The organism is Okeania sp. SIO2C9 (assembly GCF_010672455.1).
Taxonomy (GTDB): Bacteria; Cyanobacteriota; Cyanobacteriia; order Cyanobacteriales; family Microcoleaceae; genus Okeania.
The window spans coordinates 182,999-205,223 of the sequence record NZ_JAAHGO010000015.1 but is presented as its reverse complement, the minus strand read 5'-3'; the positions used below and the strand labels follow the sequence as shown (position 1 = coordinate 205,223).

Below are 22,225 nucleotides of genomic sequence, written 5' to 3'. Positions count from 1 at the left end.
TCGTTTACTGGGTAAGGTCGAGCCATGAACATCTACACTTATACAAAACTGACAATAATAACCGTGACTCTCGTCTGACCAGTCTCACTCGCTTAATCTTCTCAACCGGATAGAATGCCAAGTCCCACGTCCCAATGAGTTTGAGTCTACCAATACCTTTTTTGTCGGTAAATTCAATATGTTTGGGGTCTAGCAATTTCCAGCCCGATGTCTTGTATTCAACAGAGCGGCTATGTTTCTTGAATCGTGGGTATCCCTTTTTCCCAGGGATATTTTTCTTGCAGTTGTCAAAGAACCTAGCAATAGCCGACCAACACCGTTCTACAGATGCCTGACAAGCATGGGAATTCAAATCTTGAACGAATGGGTACATCGAACGCAATTCGGTATTATACCGATACAGTTCTTTTCTACCTAGTCCTGGATTATCCATCCAATAGCGAAGACATGAATTTCTCACGAATTGGCCAGTACGGATAGCCTCATCAATGGCTTGATATTGCTGAGGTTTTCCTTTGACTTTGAATTCGTATACTATCATAGTTTTGACGCTAGCTTGTGTGGCGTATATTATTAGTATATCAGGTTCAATTTAATTTGTGCAAGGGCGATTGAGGTTAACCGTCCTAGAAGGACGGGGCTTGAAACCCGCTTTTTTTGGTCAATACCAACTCAATAATTTTCGAGTCGATTTAACTCAACTAGATAAATGCGCTAATTATGTCATTAATATTATTTATGCTCAGTATCCCAAACTAGATATACCCTTCCATAGTCGTTGGCAACATTTCCAAGTAGGAGATGTGCCTCGCCTAGCTGAACTTGACCAAATGTTGGCAGGACTCACACCTTTAGAAAAGGCCAAAGTCAAATTTGATTTAGCCATTATTAGTGTACTACTAGATGCGGGTGCCGGGGCAAACTGGCAATACACTGAACCTGAAACTGGCTTAATATTTAGCCGTTCGGAAGGTTTAGCAGTTTGTAGTTTCCGACTATTTTGCCAAGGTTTTTTTTCTAGTAATCCCGATTTTCCCTGGCAAGCAGATACTAGAGGACTTTCCCAAATTGATGTCCAGACTTTAACTGAAGGATTCCAAGTTAGTCCAGAAAATCCCTTGGTGGGTCTTGAAGGTCGTCTGAAATTGCTGCAACGCTTGGGGCAAGTTTTAAATCAAGATTCTCAGTTATTTGGCATTGATAGTCCACGTCCAGGAAATATGGTTGATTATTTGTTGCAAAATCAGGCCATTGAAGAAGGCAGAAGGCAGAAGGTATCCCCCCTACCCCCCTTTGAAAGGGGGGGACGCAGAAGGAAAAATTGCTTATGGACTCAAACCCCAAACAATTTTCAGCACCTTGTAGACGGTGAGGTATTAAACCCGTTACAGAACAGAAAAGATAAAGAAGTAATTCAAGCTACTTCAGTATTAAATGCTGTATTGGAGGGGTTGGGTGATATTTGGCCAGGACGTAGTAATATTTCAGGGATTAATTTAGGAGATGTGTGGCCTCATTCTCTGCTCAAAAGCGATCGCTTGGGGGATGAATATATACCTTTTCTTGACATCCTCCCGACGCTGCACTTGCGTGACAGCGCGGGATTCCTAAACCTCGCGGCTCAGGACTTTCTGCTTAAATACGCACCTGCTGAGGAGGCCAAACCTCTTTCTGGTCTAAAGGCGCGCTCCACAGACTGAAACTGCTAGCCCAGCAGCCTAATTTTATTTAGGATAGCATACTATGTGTAAGAACCGCTCTTATTGATTGGTTTTCCCATGCGACGCTCCCCTTCGGGAGAGCGCGGGTCTTCAACCAACGTTGAGATAAATTATCTCAATGGTTAACATATTCATTACTCGAACCATTACAAGAATTGGGTTTAAAAATAATTGGATTAGATGATTTAACTGGATTAGCAGAATATCGGAATGGTGGATTATTTATAGATATGGGACTAATACAAATTAAAAACCCTCTAGTTTTACAACAGCAACATTTACCAGGTTCAGAAATTATTGTAGGATGGAGAGCATTAACTATTAGTCTTTTAGACAAAGTTGCTCAAGTAATTCAGGAAAAACTTAACTTAAATAGTTCAGAATTACCACTGGTAAAAGTCTTACAAGGAGGCACATGGACAGCAGGGCGAAAAATAGCAAAAGAATTAAGAAAAGATGGTGCGCCTCCGATTAAAATAAAGAGTGATGGAACAGTTTTTTAATTAGTAATTATGGACTCAATCTCAATTACTGGAATTCGCTGCTATGGGTACATCGGCTTTTTTCCAGAAGAAAAAATATTGGGACAATGGTTTGAAGTAGATTTAATTCTAGGGTTAGATTTGAATGCTGCAAGTAAAAGCGATGCTTTGGAAGATACTGTAGATTACAGCAGCATAATTAATACTGTCCAAAAGCTTGTAAAAAATTCTAAGTTTGCTTTGTTAGAAAAAGTAGCTGATGCGATCGCGACGGCTATTTTGCAAGAATCATTAGTACAAAATGTCAAGGTTAGTTTAACTAAGTTAGCAGCTCCAATACCGGATTTTAGTGGCAAAGTTACTATTGAAATTACTAGAGAAAAGGAAGCATTAGTATATAACTAATTTAGTTAATAAATTTGCTAATTTAGACTATTTTTTAATGTTTTGAAGTACATACTTTATTTTGATTTTTAGAGAATTTAATAAAGTCAAAAAAATGTATTTCGCTACTATTGTAAATTCTATCTAAATTTGCTCCAGAGACGTTTCAGCTAAGAGAGTGTTTGTAAAATCAATATTAAATCACGTAGTGGAATGACACAGCTAAAACTGTGCACTCTTATTTTTATTTCTAGGTGTCTTCATATCCCCCTACTCCCCTACTCCCCTACTCCCTAATGCACCATTTTAGATGAAACAGTCCAGTAGGGTGCATTAGTTTCACGTAACGCACCATCCCACAGCACGCGGTGCGTGAGGTGTAAAACCGAGCATGATTCTAGAAATGCTAAGAGTGCCCTCACACACCCTACTTAATCTTTTGTTTACAAACAGTCTTTAAAGGTCTCTATTTTATAATAATTATGTCAACTACCCCAATTTATGATTGCTTTCTTCCATATACTGATGATACCTAATCTGCCTTAGTAAGAGTGCATTAAAAATTTATAGTTTTTGCCATACATTTGGATTGGAGGATAGGACAAACCTATTTTGAGCGCCGGATTTTGTATGAGGTATAAATTTAGAGGTTTTAGAGAACAGAGAACATAAAATGAAAAACCAGCTTACCAAATAATTAATAATTAATAATTAATAATTAAGGTTAAAAACTTATACAAATTAAAGAGAAAAAATAAAAATGTTTCCTTTTAATTAATCCTCTTCCTTGTGAGAGATAATTGTTGATTTTTTTTACTCTTAATTGAGATAGTGAGTGCTATTAAGTAGGTGGGTTTAATTATCGGTAAATAGCAAATCGCAATGGATATTCAAAACAGTAAAAATATCTTGAAAAATGCCTTAATACTTAATTTTCAGATTCTTCATTTTAAGGTTTATTTATGTCCACTTAATTAATCAGTAATTATAGCAGTCGAAACCAAGGTTAGAACACATAAAAAGCTTAAAAATTAAACAACACCATATTTTTCCTTATTCCTTATTCCTTATTCCTTATTCCTTATTCCTTATTCCTTATTCCTTATTCCTTATTCCTTCTTCCTTATTCCTTCTTCCTTATTCCTTCTTCCTTCTGCTATATATATAATTTGATGAATTAAACTAGGTCATAAAATTACAAAAACTACTATCATTAATCATCCATTAGTTCAGCATAAATTGACATTATTACGTCAAGTAGAAACTACTACTACTCAATTTCGCCAACTGCTAAAAGAAATAGGAATGTTATTAGCTTATGAAGTAACTCGGGATTTACCAATAAAATATCAACAAATTCAGACACTAATGAAGTTGATGGAAGCACCGATGTTAGCTGCTGAAAAAAAATGGTGATTGTTTCCATTATGCGAGCAGGTCAAGGACTTCTTGATGGGATTTTAGAACTAATACCTACAGCAAGAGTGGGACATATTGGTTTGTATCGTGACCCTAGTACTTTAGTTGCTGTAGAATATTATTTCAAAGTCCCCCATGATATTGACCAGCGAGATGTGTTAATAGTTGACCCCATGTTGGCAACTGGAAATTCAGCAGTAGCAGCAGTCGATCGGATTAAAGAATCTAACCCAGAATCAATTCGATTTCTGTGTTTATTGGCAGCACCAGAGGGAATTGAACATTTCCATAAATATCACCCAGAGATACCCTTATATACTGCTGCTATTGATGAAAAATTAGACCCACATGGTTATATTATTCCAGGACTAGGAGATGCGGGCGATCGCTTGTATGGAACGAGATAATTTTATTTTCCTATGAACTCAAACATAACTGCTATATGACAAATAATATTTCGTCTAAACAAAAATTTTTCGATCTTTGGGCACCTAATTATGATTGGTTATTTCCATCTGTAGTTTATCAAGCGGTACATCAAAGATTACTGGAATATGTAAATCTGCCAAGTCCATCAAATGTACTAGATTTAGGTTGTGGTACTGGAAAACTTCTGCATCGTCTTGCTGTTAATTTTCCAAATCTTCAAGGTACTGGTTTAGACTTATCTCCCGAAATGGTTAATCAAGCTAATAGTCGTAATCGTTATCAAGAAAGTTTAACTTTTTTACTAGGAAATGCTGAAGAAATGTCTTTTGCTGATGAAGAATTTGATGCCGTTTTTAATACAATTAGTTTTTTACATTATCCTCATCCTCAACAAGTTTTTAATGAAGTGAGTCGAGTTTTACGCCCAGGAGGATATTTTTACTTAGTTGATTCCTATTTTAAGTGGCAAGATGAATTTCAGTCTTTGAGTATTTCTCCTGGTGGAATTAAGCTTTATAGTCCAACAGCTCGCGAACAATTAGGTAAAGAGGTTGGATTAAATTTACAAGCAAATCAGTATTTGTTAGGAGCAGTATTACTAACTATTTTTACTAAATAATTGTAACTTCAAGTAGATTGATTCTGGTTGGTATAAAAAAACCAGTAATAGTAAAATTACTTGAGCAAATGTCAGACTTTTTACTAAGCTAAAAAGCTGACAATGACTTTCGTGATCGCTATACAAACTAGCAGCAGCTATATTACTTAGAGTAATTAATAAAATTGGCAACAAAAATGTTGGTTGATTAGCATAAATTCCGACTAGCTCTGAGCTAACTGAGTAAGCACTTTTCCAAGCAATATATACAAGAATTGCATCTATAAGTACAAATCCAATTGTACCTAATCAGTGAATCTTAATACCGCGACTTAGACTAACAATTCTATTGGGCGCACCTTGGTCTTGTTTACTATTTTGAGTATCAGAATTTATGCGCTTTTTTGAGTACTGCATTTTTTCATTGCCTATTCTATCTTAACATTCTCTATGATATGATTTAAAAAAATTAATTGGCTTTGCATAATCAAGCCAATTTTATTTTATTGTCTCATATCACTAGGGAATGTCATCTGAACTCAAATAAATCATTTACCAGTTTTTTCTAAATTGCTAATTGATAGCATAAATTCAATCTCCCATTTTATTTTATTTGCTCAGTGTTCATTCCTATGATTACTATAAAAAAATTATAAATTCAATTATTTGTTATCTGGTAGCATTACGTTGTAAAGGGGTGATTCTCTGAGAATTGGCAAAGATGCCTTCTCCCTGCATTTGATTTATTGGTGGTTTTATTTCAATTTTCATCACTTTTTCTGTAGAAATACAAACTGTTTGATCTATTAAGTGAAAAGTTATCCAAGGTTGTTGGAGTAACTGTGGTAATATAGTTTGAAACTGTTGAGAATTGATTGGTAAACTAAAGGTCTCTGAATTACCATTAATATAATAAAGTATTATCTCTGTACTGCTTTCTTGAGCGTATTGTGCAAATGAACCTTTCATTGTTTTTGTTCCTCAATTTAATTGTGCAAAGACTTAGTCTTGTTTGATAATATGACTTTTAGAGATTTCCATAAATTTGACTGTATCTACTCCTGACTTAAACTTTTCTACCTGAAGAAACATTAATTAAACGATTATAAATACTTGTTAAATATAAAAAATTATCAAATTCTAACCATATTGAAAAAATATTTATTACTATAGACATCATATTTAATTTGAGTGAATAAAAATTATTACATGAGTCAAAAAAAATATTATTTTAACTAGCTATCAGCTTGGTTTAAAATTGCCGTTTAAATTGTATTTATTTCGGTTTTAGTATAAATATAAGCTGATAGCTAAATGCATCAATTACCGAAAAATTGTGGGTATGCGCCTCCCCTTTTAAGGGGATAATAAGCGGTCGTTTGCGGAGCAGTCCGTTAGGATGGGATGGCGAGGTCAAAGGAGCCATATCCAATCGACTCCTGTGAAGAAAAATTTTTCATTATTAGTCAATCCTCTTCAATTCATGGAGAGGTAATTATTCATTATTCATTATTCATTATTCATTATTCATTATTCATTATTCATTATTCATTATTCATTATTCATTATTCATTGTTGAACGTTCGCTTTTTAATAGTTAAAAATTTATTCTGATATTGATATTTGATCTAGATAATTAAATACTTGATGGAGTAGAAAACAGTACAGAAAACTTTTTAGTTTCACAATTAATCTGTAAACACCATATATTTATAATATACTCAATTATATTGCTCTAGCAGTAGCCAGTAAAAAAATTAATAATCAATCTTTAGTGTAAAACTTATAAATTCAAAAAAAAATTAAGAATTTTAAGGAAAGCCTGGTAAGTATAACAATATTTGCCTATACTCAATAAAATTGACTCTAATCAAGCCTTTGTCGCCATGATTAAACAGACCAATACCTGCCAACCAGCAACAACTATATTATCCCTAAATATTGCGCCAACTCAAATTATTCGGGGAAAAAATGCTCTGGCCAAATCAGGAGAAGCGATCGCCCTTCTTGGCAATAATCCCTTAATTGTAGGAGGTGATCGAGCCTTGAATATCATTCAACCACACCTTGGGCCTTTACTACAAAATCATCATTTAAAATTTACTCAGGCCAACTACGGGTCGGACTGTAGTGAAGCGAGCTTATCTAATCTTCGCCAAATCGTTACAACTCAAAAAGCAGACCTCATAATTGGCATTGGTGGTGGCAAAGCTCTCGACACAGCCAAACTCCTAGCCCACCAATGTCATTTGCCCGTAGTCACCATTCCCACCTCAGCAGGCACTTGTGCAGCTTGGACTGCATTATCAAATGTCTACTCAGACCAAGGCGCTTTCTTGTATGATGTTAGTCTAACTAGATGTCCAGATCTGCTAATTCTGGATTATGATCTAATCAAAACAGGGCCTCACCGTATCTTAGTAGCTGGTATTGGGGATGCGATCGCCAAATGGTACGAAGCCTCAGTTAGTAGTGGCCATTCAGAACAAACAATGACCGTTGCTGCTGTCCAACAAGCAAGAGTGTTGCGAGATATTCTCTTCCAAAAATCAACTGTAGCCTTACAACAACCTGGTGGAGAAACCTGGCAAGAAGTTGTCGATGCTACAGTCTTATTAGCAGGTTTAATTGGAGGTATTGGCGGTGCTCAATGTCGGACTGTCGCTGCCCATGCTGTTCATAATGGCCTAACTCATTTGTCAGCAAGTCATGGTACATTACATGGAGAAAAAGTTGCTTATGGTATATTAGTCCAACTAAGGTTGGAAGAAATGCTACAAGGCAGCCAATTAGCTATGACTGCCAGACAGCAACTGTTAAAATTCTATGATGAGATTGGTTTGCCAAAAACATTGGGTGATTTAGGGTTAGGAGAAATCAGTTTGTCTGAATTATGGCGTGCTGCTGAAGTTGCTTGTCATGACAATTCTGATATTCATCGCTTACCATTTAGGGTGATTCCTGAGCAATTGGTAGCAGCAATGGTTTCAACAACAGTCCCACTGGAGTCAGAGAAACAAAATTTAGCTAAACCATCGAGAAGCGTCACACCATAATTTTAAATTTGGTGTGAGATGAATCGGTGGCCAATTGAATGGGTTCGATGCCCATTCAATTTGCAACCATCCCACCAGAAGCTTTTGTCCTAGTTGAAAAACTTGTATGATTATATTGCAATAACCCCGGAAATTTTCCACCATGCGCACTGGCTACCAATATAAACTAAGACCCAACAAAGAACAAATAGCCACCATAGAATTGTGGTTGGAATTGTTGCGTCGGCAGTACAACTATCGGTTAGGTGAAAGATTCTCATGGTGGTCAGAAAATCGCTGTCCGGTTAATGCTTGCCCCTTGATAATGCCAATTCCTCAACTAAGAGACCATCCAGATTATTACTCTCAAAAAAAAGATTTAGTCAATACCAAAGACAAATTTCCAGAATATAAGCTAATTCATTATCAGGTTTTGCAAGACTGCATAAAACGGGTAAAACTTGCCTTTGATAGATGGTTGAAAGTAGACAAAAATGGACATAAATTAGGGAAGCCAAGACTTAATGGAATTGGACGTTATCGCAGTTTTACTTATCCTCAAATCAAGCAAGACTGCATAGAAGAAAAGAAGATAAACTTGCCAAAAATAGGTAATATCAAGTTTATTCAACATCGACCGTTACCTGATGGTTTTCAAATTAAAACAGTAACAATTAGTCGTAAAGCTGATGGTTATTATGTGACTTTATCCCTAGAAGACAAATCAGTTCCAGCTTTGACTTTTAATGTTGAACCTACATTAAAAAACACTCTGGGAATCGATATGGGACTGAAGGAATTCTTAGTAACTAGTGTTGGAGAATCTGTTCCCATACCTCCATACTATCGAAAATCTCAGAAACGTTTATCTCGAAATAAAAAAGGTAGTAAGAGGTGGTTAAAGGCTGTCAAAGCTGTAGCGAAACAACATAAAAAAGCGGATGCGACCCCGCGACGACGACAGCTCGCTTGCGGAACGCGCACCAAGCAGTAGCTGATAAACGTAAATATTTCCATTTCAAAACAGCCAATGAATTGTTATCACTCATCGGATATTATTGCCCACGAAAACTTAAATATTAAAGGGCTAGCAAAGACCCGTTTGAGTAAATCAATTAACGATGCTGGATGGGGAAAATTTCTAACTATTTTGACTGTCAAAGCCGGAAATGCTGGAGGTGAAAACTATAGGGGTGAACCCCAAAAATACTAGCCAAGATTGCTCAAATTGTGGAAAAAAAGTTCCCAAAGAATTAAGCATACGAACTCATTCTTGCCCACATTGCGGCATAGTAATAGACCGCGACTTAAATGCGACGATAAATATAAAAAATAGGGCGGCAGGGCATTCCGTCTTTAAAGCTCGTGGAGCCCGACGGGATACCGGGGCTAGGAAACGAGAAGCTCACACTATAGCGCCAGCGAGCGTGTGGGAGTATGTCACGTAGTCTCACTTTTACCGAATAATTAAGGTTTAAAGCATCTCCTTTAAAGGAGAAACAAGACAAAATTTTCATTATTAGTCAATCCTCTTCTTTTCAAGGAGAGATAATTGTTAATTATTAATAATTAATTATTAATAATTAATTATTAATTGTTGAACTACCTTATTTCCTGCTTCAACTTGTAATAAATATGGATTGGATTAATCCCGCAAACAGGGTACAAGCACTACCACCTTATGTTTTTGCCCGTTTAGACGAACTAAAAGCTCGTGCCCGCGAACAAGGGCTAGATTTAATTGACTTGGGAATGGGGAACCCTGATGGGGCGACTCCTCAACCTGTGGTGGAGGCCGCCATCGCCGCTTTACAAAAAGTAACTAACCATGGTTACCCGCCTTTTGAAGGTACTACTAGTTTCAGGAAAGCAATTACTAATTGGTATTTCCGTCGTTATAATGTGAAACTTGACCCAGATGGTGAAGCTTTACCACTGTTGGGTTCTAAGGAAGGTTTAACTCACTTAGCTTTGGCCTATGTGAATCCAGGAGATTTAGTTTTAGCACCTAATCCTGCATATCCTGCCCATTTTCGTGGCCCTTTAATTGCTGGAGGTAAGATTCATAGCATTTTACTGAAACCAGAAAATGATTGGATTATTGATTTAGGGGATATTCCCGATAGTGTTGCAGAGCAAGCGAAGATTCTCTATTTTAATTATCCTAGTAATCCCACTGGTGCTACTGCCCCACGAGAATTTTTCCAGGATATTGTCGCTTTTGCTAAAAAGTATGAAATTATGCTGGTTCACGACTTATGTTATGCTGAGTTAGCTTTTGATGGTTATCAGCCTACAAGTTTATTGGAGATTCCTGGAGGAAAGGATATTGGTGTTGAGTTTCACACTATGTCTAAAACTTATAATATGGCTGGTTGGCGAGTAGGTTTTGTGGTTGGTAATTCTCGGATAATTCAAGGATTACGTACTCTGAAAACCAATTTAGATTATGGGTTGTTTGCTGCTCTACAGTCAGCTGCTGAAACTGCTTTACAGTTACCGGATGAATTTTTACATCAGGTTCAAGAACGTTATCGGCAACGTCGAGATTTTCTGATTCAAGGTTTAGGACAGTTGGGTTGGAATGTGCGGAAAACTCTGGCAACTATGTATTTATGGGTGCCTTGTCCACCAGGAGCAGGATCTACTGATTTTGCTTTGTCTGTACTGCAAAAAACCGGGGTTGTGCTGACTCCAGGAAATGCTTTTGGTAGTGGAGGAGAGGGCTATGTTAGGGTTAGTCTCATTGCTGAATGTGAGCGTTTGGGTGAAGTATTAAGTCGGTTTCAGCAGGCAGGAATTTCCTATCATTGAATTAGCAAAATTTTATATGAAGAAAGACTCTAGCATCATTAGCTGAGTCTTTGATATTTACTATTATTTTCTCTGGATTTCTGAATACTTAACAAGCAACTGTAGCTCAAAACTTTGCAATTTAATTGAAGATATTTGGTTTGATAAGTCTACAGATTTTTTACTTCAACTTTAGAGCTTGCTTTCAGATATGTCCCGGTATGGTCTATTTTTTCTAACACGTTTATGCTTACATCAAATACGTTAGACATTTCCAGAAATTAAATATTTCTATTCGAGCAACCCTTGTAGAGAGGTTATATACAGTCCATTTAATTAGTGTTCAAATAACCTCTGCTATTGATCTAGATCGAGTTTTCCTATTCTTCCCGATCCCTGTCCCCTGTTTCAGTGCTCAAGGTTTCTACATTCTTTTTTATGCCTATGTCTATTTGAGGGGACATTCTAGCAACGTTTTTGATAAGTTAGTATCTATTACGAGAGAACTTACGATTATCGCCACCACTGTAGTTGCCACCACCCTTATTTTCTCTTGGCTTGGCCTTATTAACTCTCATGTCACGACCCATCCAACTTGCTCCATCCAAAGCTTCAATTGCTTTTTCTTCATCCTCCTCACTTGCCATTTCCACAAAGCCAAAACCACGTAATCGACCTGTTTCACGGTCTACAGGTAAGTTAACTCTTTTTACCTGTCCATATTCAGCAAATACTGCATTTAAGTCCTCTTGCGTGACTTCGTAGGATAAATTACCCACATATATTGACATAGACTGTCTCCCAAATCAGTTAAAAATTTAAACAACATAGAACTCGGAGACAAGTCTGTAAAGAAAAACTGGAAAACGCCCATCGAACTTAAACAGATCCTCGAAACCGATAACATATTCTACTATATCACAAGCTCGATTTAGTAATAGTAAAAATCAAGAAAGTTTTGCTCAAAATATATTTGTATACTTATGGCTGAGAATCAAGCATATTTTTCTATTATACTTTATTTAGCCTTACTACAAATACAAATCAAAGAAAGATATTACATCTAAAAGTCAAATCTTGATTTGATAATTTTTAAGCAGATTCATGCTGTTTATGCCAAGTTGGATGCCATAACAATTCAGCAGTAGAGCGTTTTTCTACCATTTCTTCAGTGATAATGCAACGGGTGACATCTTTACGGGATGGTAACTCATACATTACCTCTAACATTAACTCTTCTAAAATACCTCGCAATGCTCTAGCTCCTGTTTTACGTCTATATGCTTCTTTAGCGATCGCCCTGAGAGCTTCTTTCTGGAATTCCAGTTTAACATTATCCATATTTAATAATTTTTGATATTGTTTAACTAAAGCATTTTGTGGTTCAGTTAATATTTTCATTAATGCCGTTTCATCTAATGGGTCAATTACTGTTAATACTGGCATTCGTCCGATAAATTCTGGAATCAAACCAAACTTAACTAAGTCATCTGGTTCTGCACTTTTTAGTACATTAATATTACGTTTTTCTTTTGATTGTAAAGCTATATTATCTTGATTAATATCTTCGGCCTGAATAAAGCCCAATGATTTTTTTCCCTGTCGTTGTTCTACTATTTTCTCTAACCCGACAAAAGCACCACCACAAATAAATAAAATTGAATTGGTATCAAGCTGAATAAAATCTTGATAGGGATGTTTACGGCCTCCTTGTGGCGGGACATTAACTATTGTCCCCTCCAAGATTTTTAATAGAGCTTGTTGTACTCCTTCTCCTGATACATCTCTTGTGATGGAAGTATTTTCACCTTTACGAGCAATTTTATCTATTTCGTCTATATATATGATTCCTCTCTGAGCTGCTTCTATATCAAAGTCTGCTACTTGCAATAACCTTAATAACACATTCTCTACATCATCCCCTACATAACCTGCTTCGGTAAGGGTCGTTGCATCTGCTACAGCAAATGGTACATCTAGTAATTCTGCTAGAGTTTGGGCTAACAGAGTCTTTCCACAACCAGTCGGGCCAATTAATAGGATATTAGATTTTTGTAATTCCACATCAGGGTCAACGCTGTTGTCGGAATTAGGATTTGTTTGACAACTCAGACGTTTGTAGTGATTATATACTGCTACTGACAGTACTTTTTTTGCCTGCTGTTGTCCAATTACATGATGATCCAAGTATTGATTAATTTCTGTAGGTTTTGGAACTGCTTCTAAGGAAGCTTTGCTTTTACCTGAATAATTATTATTTGCTAATGGGGCTCCGATTTGGCTAGCTGAAGTATCATCTTTTCTAGAGTTAAAAATTTCTTCTTCTAATATTTCGTTACAGAGTTCTACACATTCATCGCAAATATAAACCCCAGGACCTGCTATTAATTTACGGACTTGATCTTGGGACTTGCCACAAAATGAACATTTAAGATGGGAATCGTATCTGGACATATTTGTTTTTTTCCTTGATTGTGGGGGTGTTTTTTTCTGAGGAGTTCAAAAGCTGTTATTTGATCATTGATGATTGAAAAATCCAGATATTAGTCATGTTATAAGTCTGAATTTTACAACTTCTCTACTCTCATTCATTATATATATTTTTAAGCATTTTATTTTTTTAAAAAGATAATTGAAATAATTTACTGTTAGGTTTATATATTCAGAACGTTTAAAAAGTATAATTATCTGGCCTGATTATTTTAAACTCAAAAAATAAAAATAAGCTCGATCTGAATCATTACAATTGTAGGCTGGATTATGATTATATTATATCAACAATTTATTAGCTTTTTGAATAATCTAGATTTAGATACTGACTAACTATTTTAAAAATATGTATTAAGCATAAAATTTTCAAAATTTTATAAAAATAAAAAAGATTTTGAGTGAGAAGAGAAATATTGTGATATAGTTTTTGAACTATGTTGGTTCTAGCGAGGGTCAGTCGTTAGAGGTAATGGGGAAAGTTTGGTGTAAATCCAACGCTGTCCCGCAACTGTGAAATGAATTTAGTAAAATCTAAAATTTCATTAAGCCAGAATGCCCACCAACATTAATTAAGAAAAATAATCAATACATCTGCGAGGTACGGATGAAAGACATACATGACAAACCCACAAAAAGTAGGGTTAGTTATCAATTGCATAGAATAAGAGTAATTTTAGTAGTTGCAATTTTAATTTTTTTCAGCACAATAGAGTCGGCAATAGCTGATCATCCAATGGGTGGAAAAGCACCAAGTAATTTGTGGGAAGGTTTCTTATCTGGTGTCGGACATCCAATTATTGGAATAGATTATCTGGCTTTTGTGATGGCAGTTGGATTAATTGCAGTAGGAATACCCAATTGTATATTAATATTAGCATCTTTTCTCGCTACAGTAATATTAGGAACGGGTATCCATCTTCTCAGTATTGATTTACCTTTAACAGAAATAGCGATCGCTCTATCAGTGGTTGTTTTTGGTACAATGCTAGTTCTTAAAAAGAAGCTAAGTCTTCAATTATTAAGTATCTTTGCAGCTATTGCTGGTATTTTTCATGGTTATGCTTATGGAGAGGCAATTATTGGTGCAGAAATTACACCTTTATTTGCATATTTGTTAGGCTTTACAGTGGTTCAGTTATTAATAGCATTATTGGTAATGAAATCTGCTGAATTAGTCAGTAATTATTGGGAAAATAAATTCTTTCTTGTAATGCGCTTCCTTTATTAATAGCATTATTGGTAATGAAATCTGCTGAATTAGTCAGTAATTATTGGGAAAATAAATTCTTTCTTGTAATGCGCTTTCTGGGTTTGGCAATAGGTACCATTGGAATGGTATTTTTCACCAGCGCCATATTTAGTTAATAGTTAATAGGTAAGCATCCAGCTATTAGCTGTCAGCTAGCCTCCTCCGGAGGAACTGCGTTAACAGCAACAAGACTTTCTCCTTAAGGAAAGTGTTTAAATTAATATAGACTTTAAGGGAAAGGGAGCCAACTTTTGTAGTAAGTCTTGTTAATAAAGCTTTTATCGTAAACTAAAAGCAATAGCTGATAGCTGATTAGCTGACGGCTGTTTGCGCAGCATTCCGGAGGAAATGCTTACGTTAATAGCAAAATTAAATTCCTGCAAATTATCAAAAAAACAGAATGTCTACGCCACAAATCCTATTTGTTTGTACTACTTGTGCGAGTGTTTGGAAAGATGGGAAACGACAAGGTATTAGTGGAGGAGAAAAACTACTAGATCGACTTTCCCAAGAATATAAAAATTGGCACTTACGGGATAGATTTTCTATCCAACCAATAGAATGTATGAGTGCTTGTAGTCACTCTTGTGCTATTTCTTTTGCTGCTCCTGGTAAACATACTTATGTATTTGGAGATTTACCATCTCAAACAGAAATGTTGTCAGAAGTATCAGCAGCAGTATTAGAATGTGCGAGTCTCTATGATGCTAAATCTGATGGATTATTATCTTGGTCGGAAAGACCTGAGCAATTAAAAAAAGGTGTTTTAGCAAGAATTCCACCATTGAAGTAGCAGTCAGCTATCAGCACTTCAGCAGTCAGCATTTTCAGGGTGTATAACGGGGGTTTTAATCCCCCATAAAAGGCGCACCACTAATTTTTTCAAATATAGTGAGTGGGGGACTTTAACCGTTGATTTTTTAGCCCTCCAGCTAAATGCTGTTTGTGGAGAATTCCGGAACGGAAAAGCTAATAGCTAGTTAATTTTGTAAGTATTTCCTGCGGAATGCATTCGCATTCAGCCGTCAGATATTAGCTATTAGCCATTAATTTTGGATAAGGTCATTTCAGTTATCAGTTATCAGTTATCAGTTATCAGTACCTTTGCAATAAGGAGGCTTTAAATAGGGAATTCTCTTTTTTTATCCCCTTAAAAGGGGAGACATTAAAATACGATTTTTCCGTAAACGACTAGCTTGCTTTAAGTAATAAAGCTGATAGCTGATAGCTGACCGCTGTTTGCGCAGCATTCCGCAGGAAATGCTTACTTTATCACTCTATTTCCTCAGCAACTCAATTATAGATAAAGGAAAAAATACAAAGGAAGGAAAAGATGAAATTTCATAGTTCATAAAATACAGCAGATTCCAAGTATATGAGGTACAAATATTAACTTTAAGATGTCTCTAGTGCGGGCATCTTGCCCGTGAAGGATGTACCTAACGGCTGATGAAATATGCTGTATTTATAGGAGTTGAAAGAAAGTTTGAGAACATATCAAAAGCTTAAAACTCAGACAATACAATATTTTTCCTTATTCCTGATAAATCTAGGAAATTTTGTGCTTTTTCTTTCTAGCTTGTTCCTTATTCTCAAATTTTCTATTTGTCAAAAAAAATCATCACTAAACAGTATTAAAATTTATGAGTGCAAAAATTCCTGTTACTGTAATTACTGGCTTTCTCGGCAGTGGAAAAACTACCACAATTCGCCATTTATTACAAAATAATCAAGGTCGTCGTATTGCAGTTTTAGTTAATGAATTTGGAGAGGTTGGCATAGATGGAGAACTTCTACGTTCCTGTCAAGTTTGTGATGAAGAAGATGCTACTAATAACATTGTTGAACTAACAAATGGTTGTCTTTGCTGTACAGTGCAAGAAGAATTTTTTCCTACTATGCAACAACTCTTAAAACGCCGAGAAAAAATTGATAGTATTTTAATAGAGACTTCTGGGTTAGCATTACCTAAACCTTTAGTACAAGCATTTCGTTGGCCGGAAATTAAGACTTATGCAACTGTAGATGGAGTTGTTACTGTTGTTGATTGTGAAGCAGTAGCAAATGGTACTTTGGTAGGAGATATTGATGCTTTAGAAGCTCAACGTCAAGCTGACCCGAATTTAGATCATGAAACACCAATTGAGGAATTATTTGAAGACCAGTTAGCTTGTGCCGATATGGTGTTATTAACTAAGGTTGATATGGTTGATGAAGCTACTTTAAATAAAGTACAAAATTGGTTAAAAGAACAGTTGCCTAAAACTGTAAAAATAGTTCCTTGTATTGGGGGAGAAATTAGTCCGGATGTATTGTTAGGATTTAATGCAGCAGTTGAAGATAATTTGGATGCTCGCCCTAGTCACCATGATACGGAGGAAGACCACGAACATGATGATGAAATTAATTCTGTTAATTTAATTTTAGACCAAGAATTTGAACCGAAAGAGTTAGTAGAAAAGTTGAAAAGGTTAGCTATAAATGATGAAATTTATCGGATTAAAGGTTTTGTTGCGGTACCGAATAAACCAATGCGTTTAGTTTTACAAGGAGTAGGTTCGCGCTTTGATTATTTCTATGACCGTCAGTGGCAAAAAGAAGAAGTTAGGGAGACTAAGTTAGTTTTTATTGGTCGTGATTTGCAAGTAGAAAAAATTCAGTCTGAGTTGGGAAAAAAATTCTCTAATTAACTAGCTATCAGCTAGAGCACGGTTCAGCTATCAGCCTAAAAATTTGTGTATATAATTGATTGCTCTGCTGATTAAATCTCAAAGCACTTACATATAGAGGTTTTAGCCTTTAAAGGATTGAAAAAAGTGCCTGGTATCAGGTTGAAAACTCTAAAAAACTTAGCATAAAAGGCAGGGGGGATAGCAGAAAAATCACGAGCGACAATATCAGACTATTTCTTAATTAATTCGGTTGTGCGTCAAGAAAGTGTGGGGAGGGTGGGAAGTGTGGGGAGGGTGGGGAGACAGAGGAAGTAGCAGAAATAATTCTACCTGTATCTTTTCCTAACTTTTTGGTTGCTCAAGCTTAAATATTTGCACTTTTTTGGCTGCCAAAATGCTAAATTTTTGGCGTTGCACAGTTACGAATGATTTGACATTTTTGATGAACATAATTTTGGATTTGAGAATTGCCAGAATGATTAATATTAGGTTTTTTATAGTCAAATTATCAACTCATTTTTGGCAATATCATTCCATAATGTGCAACCCCAATTTTTTTATATATCAGTGCTTTTAGATTAGATTTGCCAGCCATACTTACTTATCCCACACTTTACTGATGCACAACTATTAATTCCTCATTTCCCCTAATTACTCTCTACTCCCCCACTTCTGAAAAAGACTTTTTCAGCAAAGCGCTGTCAATCTCAAAGCACTCTTTTGACCAAGATTTTAGCATTTTTGATTTGGTTGATAATATTTTGTTTTGGAGGTTTAAATTAGATTTAGTTATAGATTTATGTTTTTGGTTTTAATATTTTAAACTTTACCGTTTTGGTCTGATTTTTAAATGGGGAAATTTTTCTGAGTTGATTAACCAGGTTTCAATCTTTTTAGGGGTTTTTTTTGATTTTGTGATATTCTATACTTGTGATAAAATTGGCTTATTTTATATCTTGATTGAGTTTTAAGGCTGTTAATTCCTATTTTAGCGTTGTCTTGTCCGATCTTTCTTTTAATTTTATTTGCTCAAAATGACTAATTTTTCTTTGGTCGTTTTTAGCTGTTTTGACAAAAAGTTGTTTGTGTGGTAGGTAAAGGTAGATTTTTCGGTTTTCGGGAAAGCAGGGCAAACACATCTTATTTTGAAGTTCTAACAGGGCAAGGATGTTAGGGTTATGAGTATTTATATTTATCGCTTCTCTAAAGCTTAACCGTAGAAGGTTCCAGAATTTAGATGCGTTTGCCTTGGGTAAACAACGCCAATTAACATTATACTGTCAGAGTTGGTTTGAAAATCCAAGCTCATTTTCCTTTCTGTCCGGGCAAAATTTTTTAGATATTTAGAAGATGAAATGTTTGGTGATCGCAGTTTAGTAACCTGGGTTTTGCGAGGTAGTGAAGCTCAATCTACTGCTAATTTTTGTCTTGATTTTTTCATAGAATCAGACAACCTTTTAACAAACCTACTAAGCGGAACAGACTTCCTCTAGATTTCATAAATTTCAAATCAAGTACAAATGAGAATTTACTGTTTGACATAAGGGGAAAGTTCATCCCACAAATCAGGAAAATTAACTTTAAAATAATCGGGTTTAGCTATTTCCATATCTTGATATTCAAACCCTGGAGCAACAGCTTCTCCAAGTAAACCAAATTCACCCTCTTCAAGTATTGCTGCTTTCCAACAATCTTTTGGTACTAATAGTTGAGGAAGATGACCTTTAGTAACATCAAAGCTAAGTTTAAATTTTGATAATTTTCCGTTTAGTGCAAGAACTAAATAAGTTATAGGAGAACCACCATGAAAATAATGAATAATATCTGATTTATTCTTATGAAAGTGGTCAACTCGGCGGTCATCAGTAAGCAGATAATAAATGGAAATAAGTAATCTTATTTAACTTCCTTCCCTATCAGTATTGATAGTTAAATCAAAGCGATAGGTTTCTTGAAAATAAGCTCCTTCAATATGTTCAACTAAAGAAAGATAATTGTTCAATTATATCCTGCTTATTCATTAATAATTCAACCTCTGTAAAGTAATGTACAGAAAATTAAGTAAGTATCTCTTTGAGATAAGGATAAATTTAGTCAGGACTTACGCATAACCACCACATATAATCAGGAAAAAGGCCGTTTACCCCTACAGGTGGTGTATAATTTCGTATTTTGCGTAAGTCCTGTTAGTAATAAAAAAAAATCTTGATAACTTTCTGCTATGAAGTGACTAATTTTCCATAGGGAAGGGGAGAATTATCTTTATCACCCCCAATGTCAAACCAGTAGTGTATATGAGCTTCGACAAACTCCTCGCGACTGATGGAACCTGAGCCATCTGAGTCGATACTATCGAAAGCTTGGTCAGCATTGTCAGACTTTTCTTCTCCAGTGTATACTGCCAGGTACTTTCGGTACTCTTCGCGAGATATTTCCCCAGAATGATCGGTGTCAATAATATCGAAGAAAAGCTCGTTTTTATGTCTGCCTACTTCATATATTTTATCTGGTGATTCAGCTAATGATAATGATACGGTCTTTGCAACATTAATAATCAAATCTTCTTCGCTAATTCGAGTGTTACTATCAACTGGTCCCCCTCCAGCCATAAAATACTGAAACAGAGAATGACACATCTCGCGAATTTCTTCATTCTTTGATGAATCATTTTGAAGTTGAATTAAACGATTTGCAATTTCTTCAAAGTCGGAAAGGGTTAAAACCCCATTTTTATCAACATCCATCAGTTTGAAGTAGGTCTTCATTCTGGCACGCCAAACATGGGATGAAACAAATTTTTCTGGAGACATTTTTACTAATAATTCAAGAAAACTATATGAATGTCTTGATATTATCATTATCTATGCAGAGGTAAGAATTCATTAATGGATAATGGATAATTACCTCTGGTTAAAACCGTTACGGAATTGAATATCAGGAAATATTATTGGGTGCATCTCAATGCGTGAATAAAGCCAAAAATTTATCGCTTTTAGGGAACAGGGAAAAGGGAACAGGGATATTAGTAGTTTAACTTAAAGATGAGACGTTTTTTCGCCTGAAACTCCCTCATAGCAAGAAAGTTTTGTCTCAATCTAAAAGTTAAATGGCTATATATAGGAATATAGGAAAAAAGTATTTTTGCAAATATGATATTTACCCATATTATTTCTTTTTTTCCCCTTGAAAGGGAACGCTAATAAAGCTGAATTATTTAATTAATAATTATTAATTATTCGGTAAAGTAATCGGTTTTTGATTCTCTAATTTCCTCTGATTTTAGGAGAAGTCCTCAGAAATAAATTAGTCAAAACTACTATTCCCAAAGTCAAAATAATATATGATATCAAATCCGGTAGCATTGGTATAATTAAGGATTAGGAAAGAGTAGTCAATATTGTAGGGGCGAACCGCCGTTCGCCCCTACTGACGGTAGAATTATATTACTCCAAAGCCAGCGGATTTGATATGACAAAATAATTGTGTTGTGAAAAAACTTTAGTAGTTATATCAAAGATAGTTAGGCAGGTCGGTAAAACTTCTTTTTTAGAAAAAGATTCCGACCAAAACCGCTACTTGTTTATCATTACTAACTAAAGTTCTATGAATCGATTAATTGTCCATAGGGAAGAGGAGAATTATCTTTTTCATCGCCAATTTCATACCAGTAGCGTCTATGAGCTTCGACAAACTCCTCACGACTGATGGAACCTGACTTATCTGAGTCAATGGTATCAAAAGCTTGGTCAGCACGGTCAGGTTGTTCTACTCCCGTGTATACTGCCAGGTACTTCCGGTACTCTTCGCGGGATATTTGTCCAGAGTGATCGGTGTCTATAATATCGAAGAAGAGTTCGTTTTTGTGCCTAGATAATGCAAGTGCTTTATCTAGTTCAGTTAAGGATACGATCTTTGCAACATTAGCAATCAAATCTTCTTCGCTAATTCGAGTGTTACTATCAACTGGTCCCCCTCCAGCCATAAAATATTGAAAGAGAGAATGACACATCTGGCGAATTTCTTCATTCTTTGATGAATCATTTTGAAGTTGAATTAAACGATTTGCAATTTCTTCAAAGTCGGAAAGGGTTAAAACCCCATTTTTATCAACATCCATGAGTTTGAAGTAGGTCTTGATTCTGGTACGCCAAACAGAGGATGACAAAAATTTTTCTGGAGACATTTTTACTGATAAATCAAGAAAACTATATGAACGTCTTGATATTATCATTATCTATAACGTCTTAGTTAATTTACTCAGAATTAATCAGAGACTTAGTACTGAAAATAGAAAGTCAAATATCAGGACTTACCCATATACTCTACATATAGCTAGTGCGTTAGCGGAGCTTGGCGGAACGCCAATGCCATTCGCCCCTACAGGTGGTACTTTAAAGGTAAATTTGCGTAAGTCCTAATATCTATAACGTCTTAGTTAATTTACTCAGAATTAATCAGAGACTTAGTACTGAAAATAGAAAGTCAAATATCTATAACGTCTTAGTTAATTTACTCAGAATTAATCAGAGACTTAGTACTGAAAATAGAAAGTCAAATATCTATAACGTCTTAGTTAATTTACTCAGAATTAATTATGGACTCAGTACTGAAAATAGAAAAGTCAAATATCTATAACGTCTTAGTTAATTTCCTCAGAATTAATTATGGACTCAGTACTGAAAATAGAAAAGTCAAATATCTATAACGTCTTAGTTAATTTACTCAGAATTAATTATGGACTCAGTACTGAAAATAGAAAAGTCAAATATCTATAACGTCTTAGTTAATTTCCTCAGAATTAATCAGAGACTCACTCATCACAATAGAAAGTCAAATATCTATAACGTCTTAGTTAATTTTCTCAGAATTAATTATGGACTCAGTACTGAAAATAGAAAGTCAAATATCTATAACGTCTTAGTTAATTTGCTCAGAATTAATCAGAGACTCACT

General features: G+C 35.4%; 18 protein-coding genes, 3 pseudogenes and 1 riboswitch. Of the genes and pseudogenes, 14 read left to right on the top strand and 7 right to left on the bottom strand.

Features of this window, described 5'->3' with window-relative positions:
• Nucleotides 1-541: pseudogene (locus F6K23_RS15140) on the bottom strand (RNA-guided endonuclease InsQ/TnpB family protein); the annotation flags it as partial.
• Nucleotides 542-641: 100 nt separating this feature from the next.
• On the opposite strand from F6K23_RS15140, the gene F6K23_RS15135 reads away from it, so the two are divergent.
• The 5 genes and pseudogenes from F6K23_RS15135 (at nucleotide 642) to F6K23_RS15115 (ending at nucleotide 5,054) form a co-directional block, all read left to right on the top strand.
• A complete protein-coding gene (locus F6K23_RS15135; RefSeq protein WP_367267709.1) occupies nucleotides 642-1,700 on the top strand; it encodes a DUF1688 family protein in 1,059 nt (352 codons plus the stop codon).
• 140 nt (nucleotides 1,701-1,840) lie between these two features.
• Nucleotides 1,841-2,224: pseudogene (locus tag F6K23_RS15130) on the top strand (DUF1688 family protein); the annotation flags it as partial.
• 9 nt (nucleotides 2,225-2,233) lie between these two features.
• Nucleotides 2,234-2,608 (top strand): dihydroneopterin aldolase, encoded by a 375-nt coding sequence (gene folB / locus F6K23_RS15125; RefSeq protein ID WP_293156761.1) that lies wholly within the window; start codon nucleotides 2,234-2,236, stop codon nucleotides 2,606-2,608.
• Nucleotides 2,609-3,781: 1,173 nt separating this feature from the next.
• A pseudogene (upp, locus tag F6K23_RS15120) lies at nucleotides 3,782-4,413 on the top strand (uracil phosphoribosyltransferase).
• A 35-nt stretch (nucleotides 4,414-4,448) separates the two neighbouring features.
• Nucleotides 4,449-5,054, top strand: coding sequence for a class I SAM-dependent methyltransferase (locus F6K23_RS15115; protein ID WP_293156759.1), 606 nt, complete (start codon nucleotides 4,449-4,451; stop codon nucleotides 5,052-5,054).
• Nucleotides 5,055-5,702: 648 nt separating this feature from the next.
• Here F6K23_RS15115 and F6K23_RS15110 read toward each other — a convergent pair.
• Nucleotides 5,703-6,002 carry a hypothetical protein gene (locus F6K23_RS15110; protein ID WP_124146878.1) on the bottom strand — a complete coding sequence of 100 codons (300 nt, stop codon included), beginning with the start codon at nucleotides 6,000-6,002 and terminating at the stop codon, nucleotides 5,703-5,705.
• Nucleotides 6,003-6,919: 917 nt separating this feature from the next.
• Here F6K23_RS15110 and F6K23_RS15105 point away from each other — a divergent pair.
• The 5 genes from F6K23_RS15105 (at nucleotide 6,920) to F6K23_RS15095 (ending at nucleotide 10,882) form a co-directional block, all read left to right on the top strand.
• On the top strand, nucleotides 6,920-8,089 hold the full coding sequence (locus F6K23_RS15105; protein ID WP_293156775.1) for an iron-containing alcohol dehydrogenase family protein: 1,170 nt from the start codon (nucleotides 6,920-6,922) through the stop codon (nucleotides 8,087-8,089).
• A gap of 142 nt (nucleotides 8,090-8,231) precedes the next feature.
• On the top strand, nucleotides 8,232-9,062 hold the full coding sequence (locus F6K23_RS41825) for an RNA-guided endonuclease InsQ/TnpB family protein (RefSeq protein ID WP_367267708.1): 831 nt from the start codon (nucleotides 8,232-8,234) through the stop codon (nucleotides 9,060-9,062).
• A 36-nt stretch (nucleotides 9,063-9,098) separates the two neighbouring features.
• Nucleotides 9,099-9,281, top strand: a complete 183-nt coding sequence (locus tag F6K23_RS41820; protein WP_367267707.1) for a hypothetical protein — start codon at nucleotides 9,099-9,101, stop codon at nucleotides 9,279-9,281.
• Complete coding sequence (locus F6K23_RS41815) at nucleotides 9,238-9,516, top strand: zinc ribbon domain-containing protein (RefSeq protein WP_367267706.1); 279 nt, start codon at nucleotides 9,238-9,240, stop codon at nucleotides 9,514-9,516. The genes F6K23_RS41820 and F6K23_RS41815 overlap by 44 nt, the downstream gene beginning before the upstream one ends.
• A 181-nt stretch (nucleotides 9,517-9,697) precedes the next feature.
• Complete coding sequence (locus F6K23_RS15095; protein WP_293156773.1) at nucleotides 9,698-10,882, top strand: aspartate aminotransferase; 1,185 nt, start codon at nucleotides 9,698-9,700, stop codon at nucleotides 10,880-10,882.
• Nucleotides 10,883-11,346: 464 nt separating this feature from the next.
• On the opposite strand, the gene F6K23_RS15090 is transcribed toward F6K23_RS15095, so the two are convergent.
• Nucleotides 11,347-11,652 (bottom strand): RNA-binding protein, encoded by a 306-nt coding sequence (locus F6K23_RS15090; RefSeq protein WP_293156756.1) that lies wholly within the window; start codon nucleotides 11,650-11,652, stop codon nucleotides 11,347-11,349.
• A gap of 301 nt (nucleotides 11,653-11,953) precedes the next feature.
• On the bottom strand, nucleotides 11,954-13,315 hold the full coding sequence (clpX, locus tag F6K23_RS15085) for an ATP-dependent protease ATP-binding subunit ClpX (RefSeq protein ID WP_293156754.1): 1,362 nt from the start codon (nucleotides 13,313-13,315) through the stop codon (nucleotides 11,954-11,956).
• A 457-nt stretch (nucleotides 13,316-13,772) separates the two neighbouring features.
• Nucleotides 13,773-13,930: riboswitch (cobalamin riboswitch) on the top strand.
• 25 nt (nucleotides 13,931-13,955) lie between these two features.
• Here clpX and F6K23_RS15080 point away from each other — a divergent pair.
• From F6K23_RS15080 to cobW, 3 genes are all read left to right on the top strand, one after another.
• Nucleotides 13,956-14,579 (top strand): HupE/UreJ family protein, encoded by a 624-nt coding sequence (locus F6K23_RS15080; protein WP_293156751.1) that lies wholly within the window; start codon nucleotides 13,956-13,958, stop codon nucleotides 14,577-14,579.
• A 421-nt stretch (nucleotides 14,580-15,000) separates the two neighbouring features.
• Nucleotides 15,001-15,393 (top strand): DUF1636 domain-containing protein, encoded by a 393-nt coding sequence (locus F6K23_RS15075; protein ID WP_293156748.1) that lies wholly within the window; start codon nucleotides 15,001-15,003, stop codon nucleotides 15,391-15,393.
• Between the two features lie 850 nt (nucleotides 15,394-16,243).
• On the top strand, nucleotides 16,244-17,290 hold the full coding sequence (cobW, locus tag F6K23_RS15070) for a cobalamin biosynthesis protein CobW (protein ID WP_293156745.1): 1,047 nt from the start codon (nucleotides 16,244-16,246) through the stop codon (nucleotides 17,288-17,290).
• Between the two features lie 1,510 nt (nucleotides 17,291-18,800).
• Here cobW and F6K23_RS41810 read toward each other — a convergent pair.
• The 3 genes from F6K23_RS41810 to F6K23_RS15060 all read right to left on the bottom strand — a co-directional run bounded on the left by F6K23_RS41810 (nucleotide 18,801) and on the right by F6K23_RS15060 (nucleotide 21,455).
• Nucleotides 18,801-19,145: a cupin domain-containing protein gene (locus F6K23_RS41810; RefSeq protein WP_367267710.1), complete on the bottom strand. Its 345-nt coding sequence runs from the start codon at nucleotides 19,143-19,145 to the stop codon at nucleotides 18,801-18,803.
• Between the two features lie 346 nt (nucleotides 19,146-19,491).
• Nucleotides 19,492-20,130, bottom strand: a complete 639-nt coding sequence (locus F6K23_RS15065) for an EF-hand domain-containing protein (RefSeq protein ID WP_293156742.1) — start codon at nucleotides 20,128-20,130, stop codon at nucleotides 19,492-19,494.
• Nucleotides 20,131-20,873: 743 nt separating this feature from the next.
• Nucleotides 20,874-21,455, bottom strand: coding sequence for an EF-hand domain-containing protein (locus tag F6K23_RS15060; protein ID WP_293156739.1), 582 nt, complete (start codon nucleotides 21,453-21,455; stop codon nucleotides 20,874-20,876).
• Nucleotides 21,456-22,006: 551 nt separating this feature from the next.
• On the opposite strand from F6K23_RS15060, the gene F6K23_RS15055 reads away from it, so the two are divergent.
• Nucleotides 22,007-22,225: hypothetical protein (locus F6K23_RS15055; RefSeq protein WP_293156736.1), on the top strand; the 219-nt coding region annotated here is incomplete at its 3' end.

Coding starts and splice junctions, on each gene's coding strand:
- clpX (WP_293156754.1), bottom strand. CDS start 13,315: ATGTCCAGATACGATTCCCATCTTAAATGTTCATTTTGTGGCAAGTCC.
- F6K23_RS15090 (WP_293156756.1), bottom strand. CDS start 11,652: ATGTCAATATATGTGGGTAATTTATCCTACGAAGTCACGCAAGAGGAC.
- F6K23_RS15115 (WP_293156759.1), top strand. CDS start 4,449: ATGACAAATAATATTTCGTCTAAACAAAAATTTTTCGATCTTTGGGCA.
- F6K23_RS15105 (WP_293156775.1), top strand. CDS start 6,920: ATGATTAAACAGACCAATACCTGCCAACCAGCAACAACTATATTATCC.
- F6K23_RS15060 (WP_293156739.1), bottom strand. CDS start 21,455: ATGTCTCCAGAAAAATTTTTGTCATCCTCTGTTTGGCGTACCAGAATC.
- F6K23_RS41820 (WP_367267707.1), top strand. CDS start 9,099: ATGAATTGTTATCACTCATCGGATATTATTGCCCACGAAAACTTAAAT.
- folB (WP_293156761.1), top strand. CDS start 2,234: ATGGACTCAATCTCAATTACTGGAATTCGCTGCTATGGGTACATCGGC.
- F6K23_RS15110 (WP_124146878.1), bottom strand. CDS start 6,002: ATGAAAGGTTCATTTGCACAATACGCTCAAGAAAGCAGTACAGAGATA.
- F6K23_RS15065 (WP_293156742.1), bottom strand. CDS start 20,130: ATGATAATATCAAGACATTCATATAGTTTTCTTGAATTATTAGTAAAA.
- F6K23_RS15080 (WP_293156751.1), top strand. CDS start 13,956: ATGAAAGACATACATGACAAACCCACAAAAAGTAGGGTTAGTTATCAA.
- F6K23_RS15075 (WP_293156748.1), top strand. CDS start 15,001: ATGTCTACGCCACAAATCCTATTTGTTTGTACTACTTGTGCGAGTGTT.
- F6K23_RS41825 (WP_367267708.1), top strand. CDS start 8,232: ATGCGCACTGGCTACCAATATAAACTAAGACCCAACAAAGAACAAATA.
- cobW (WP_293156745.1), top strand. CDS start 16,244: ATGAGTGCAAAAATTCCTGTTACTGTAATTACTGGCTTTCTCGGCAGT.
- F6K23_RS41815 (WP_367267706.1), top strand. CDS start 9,238: ATGCTGGAGGTGAAAACTATAGGGGTGAACCCCAAAAATACTAGCCAA.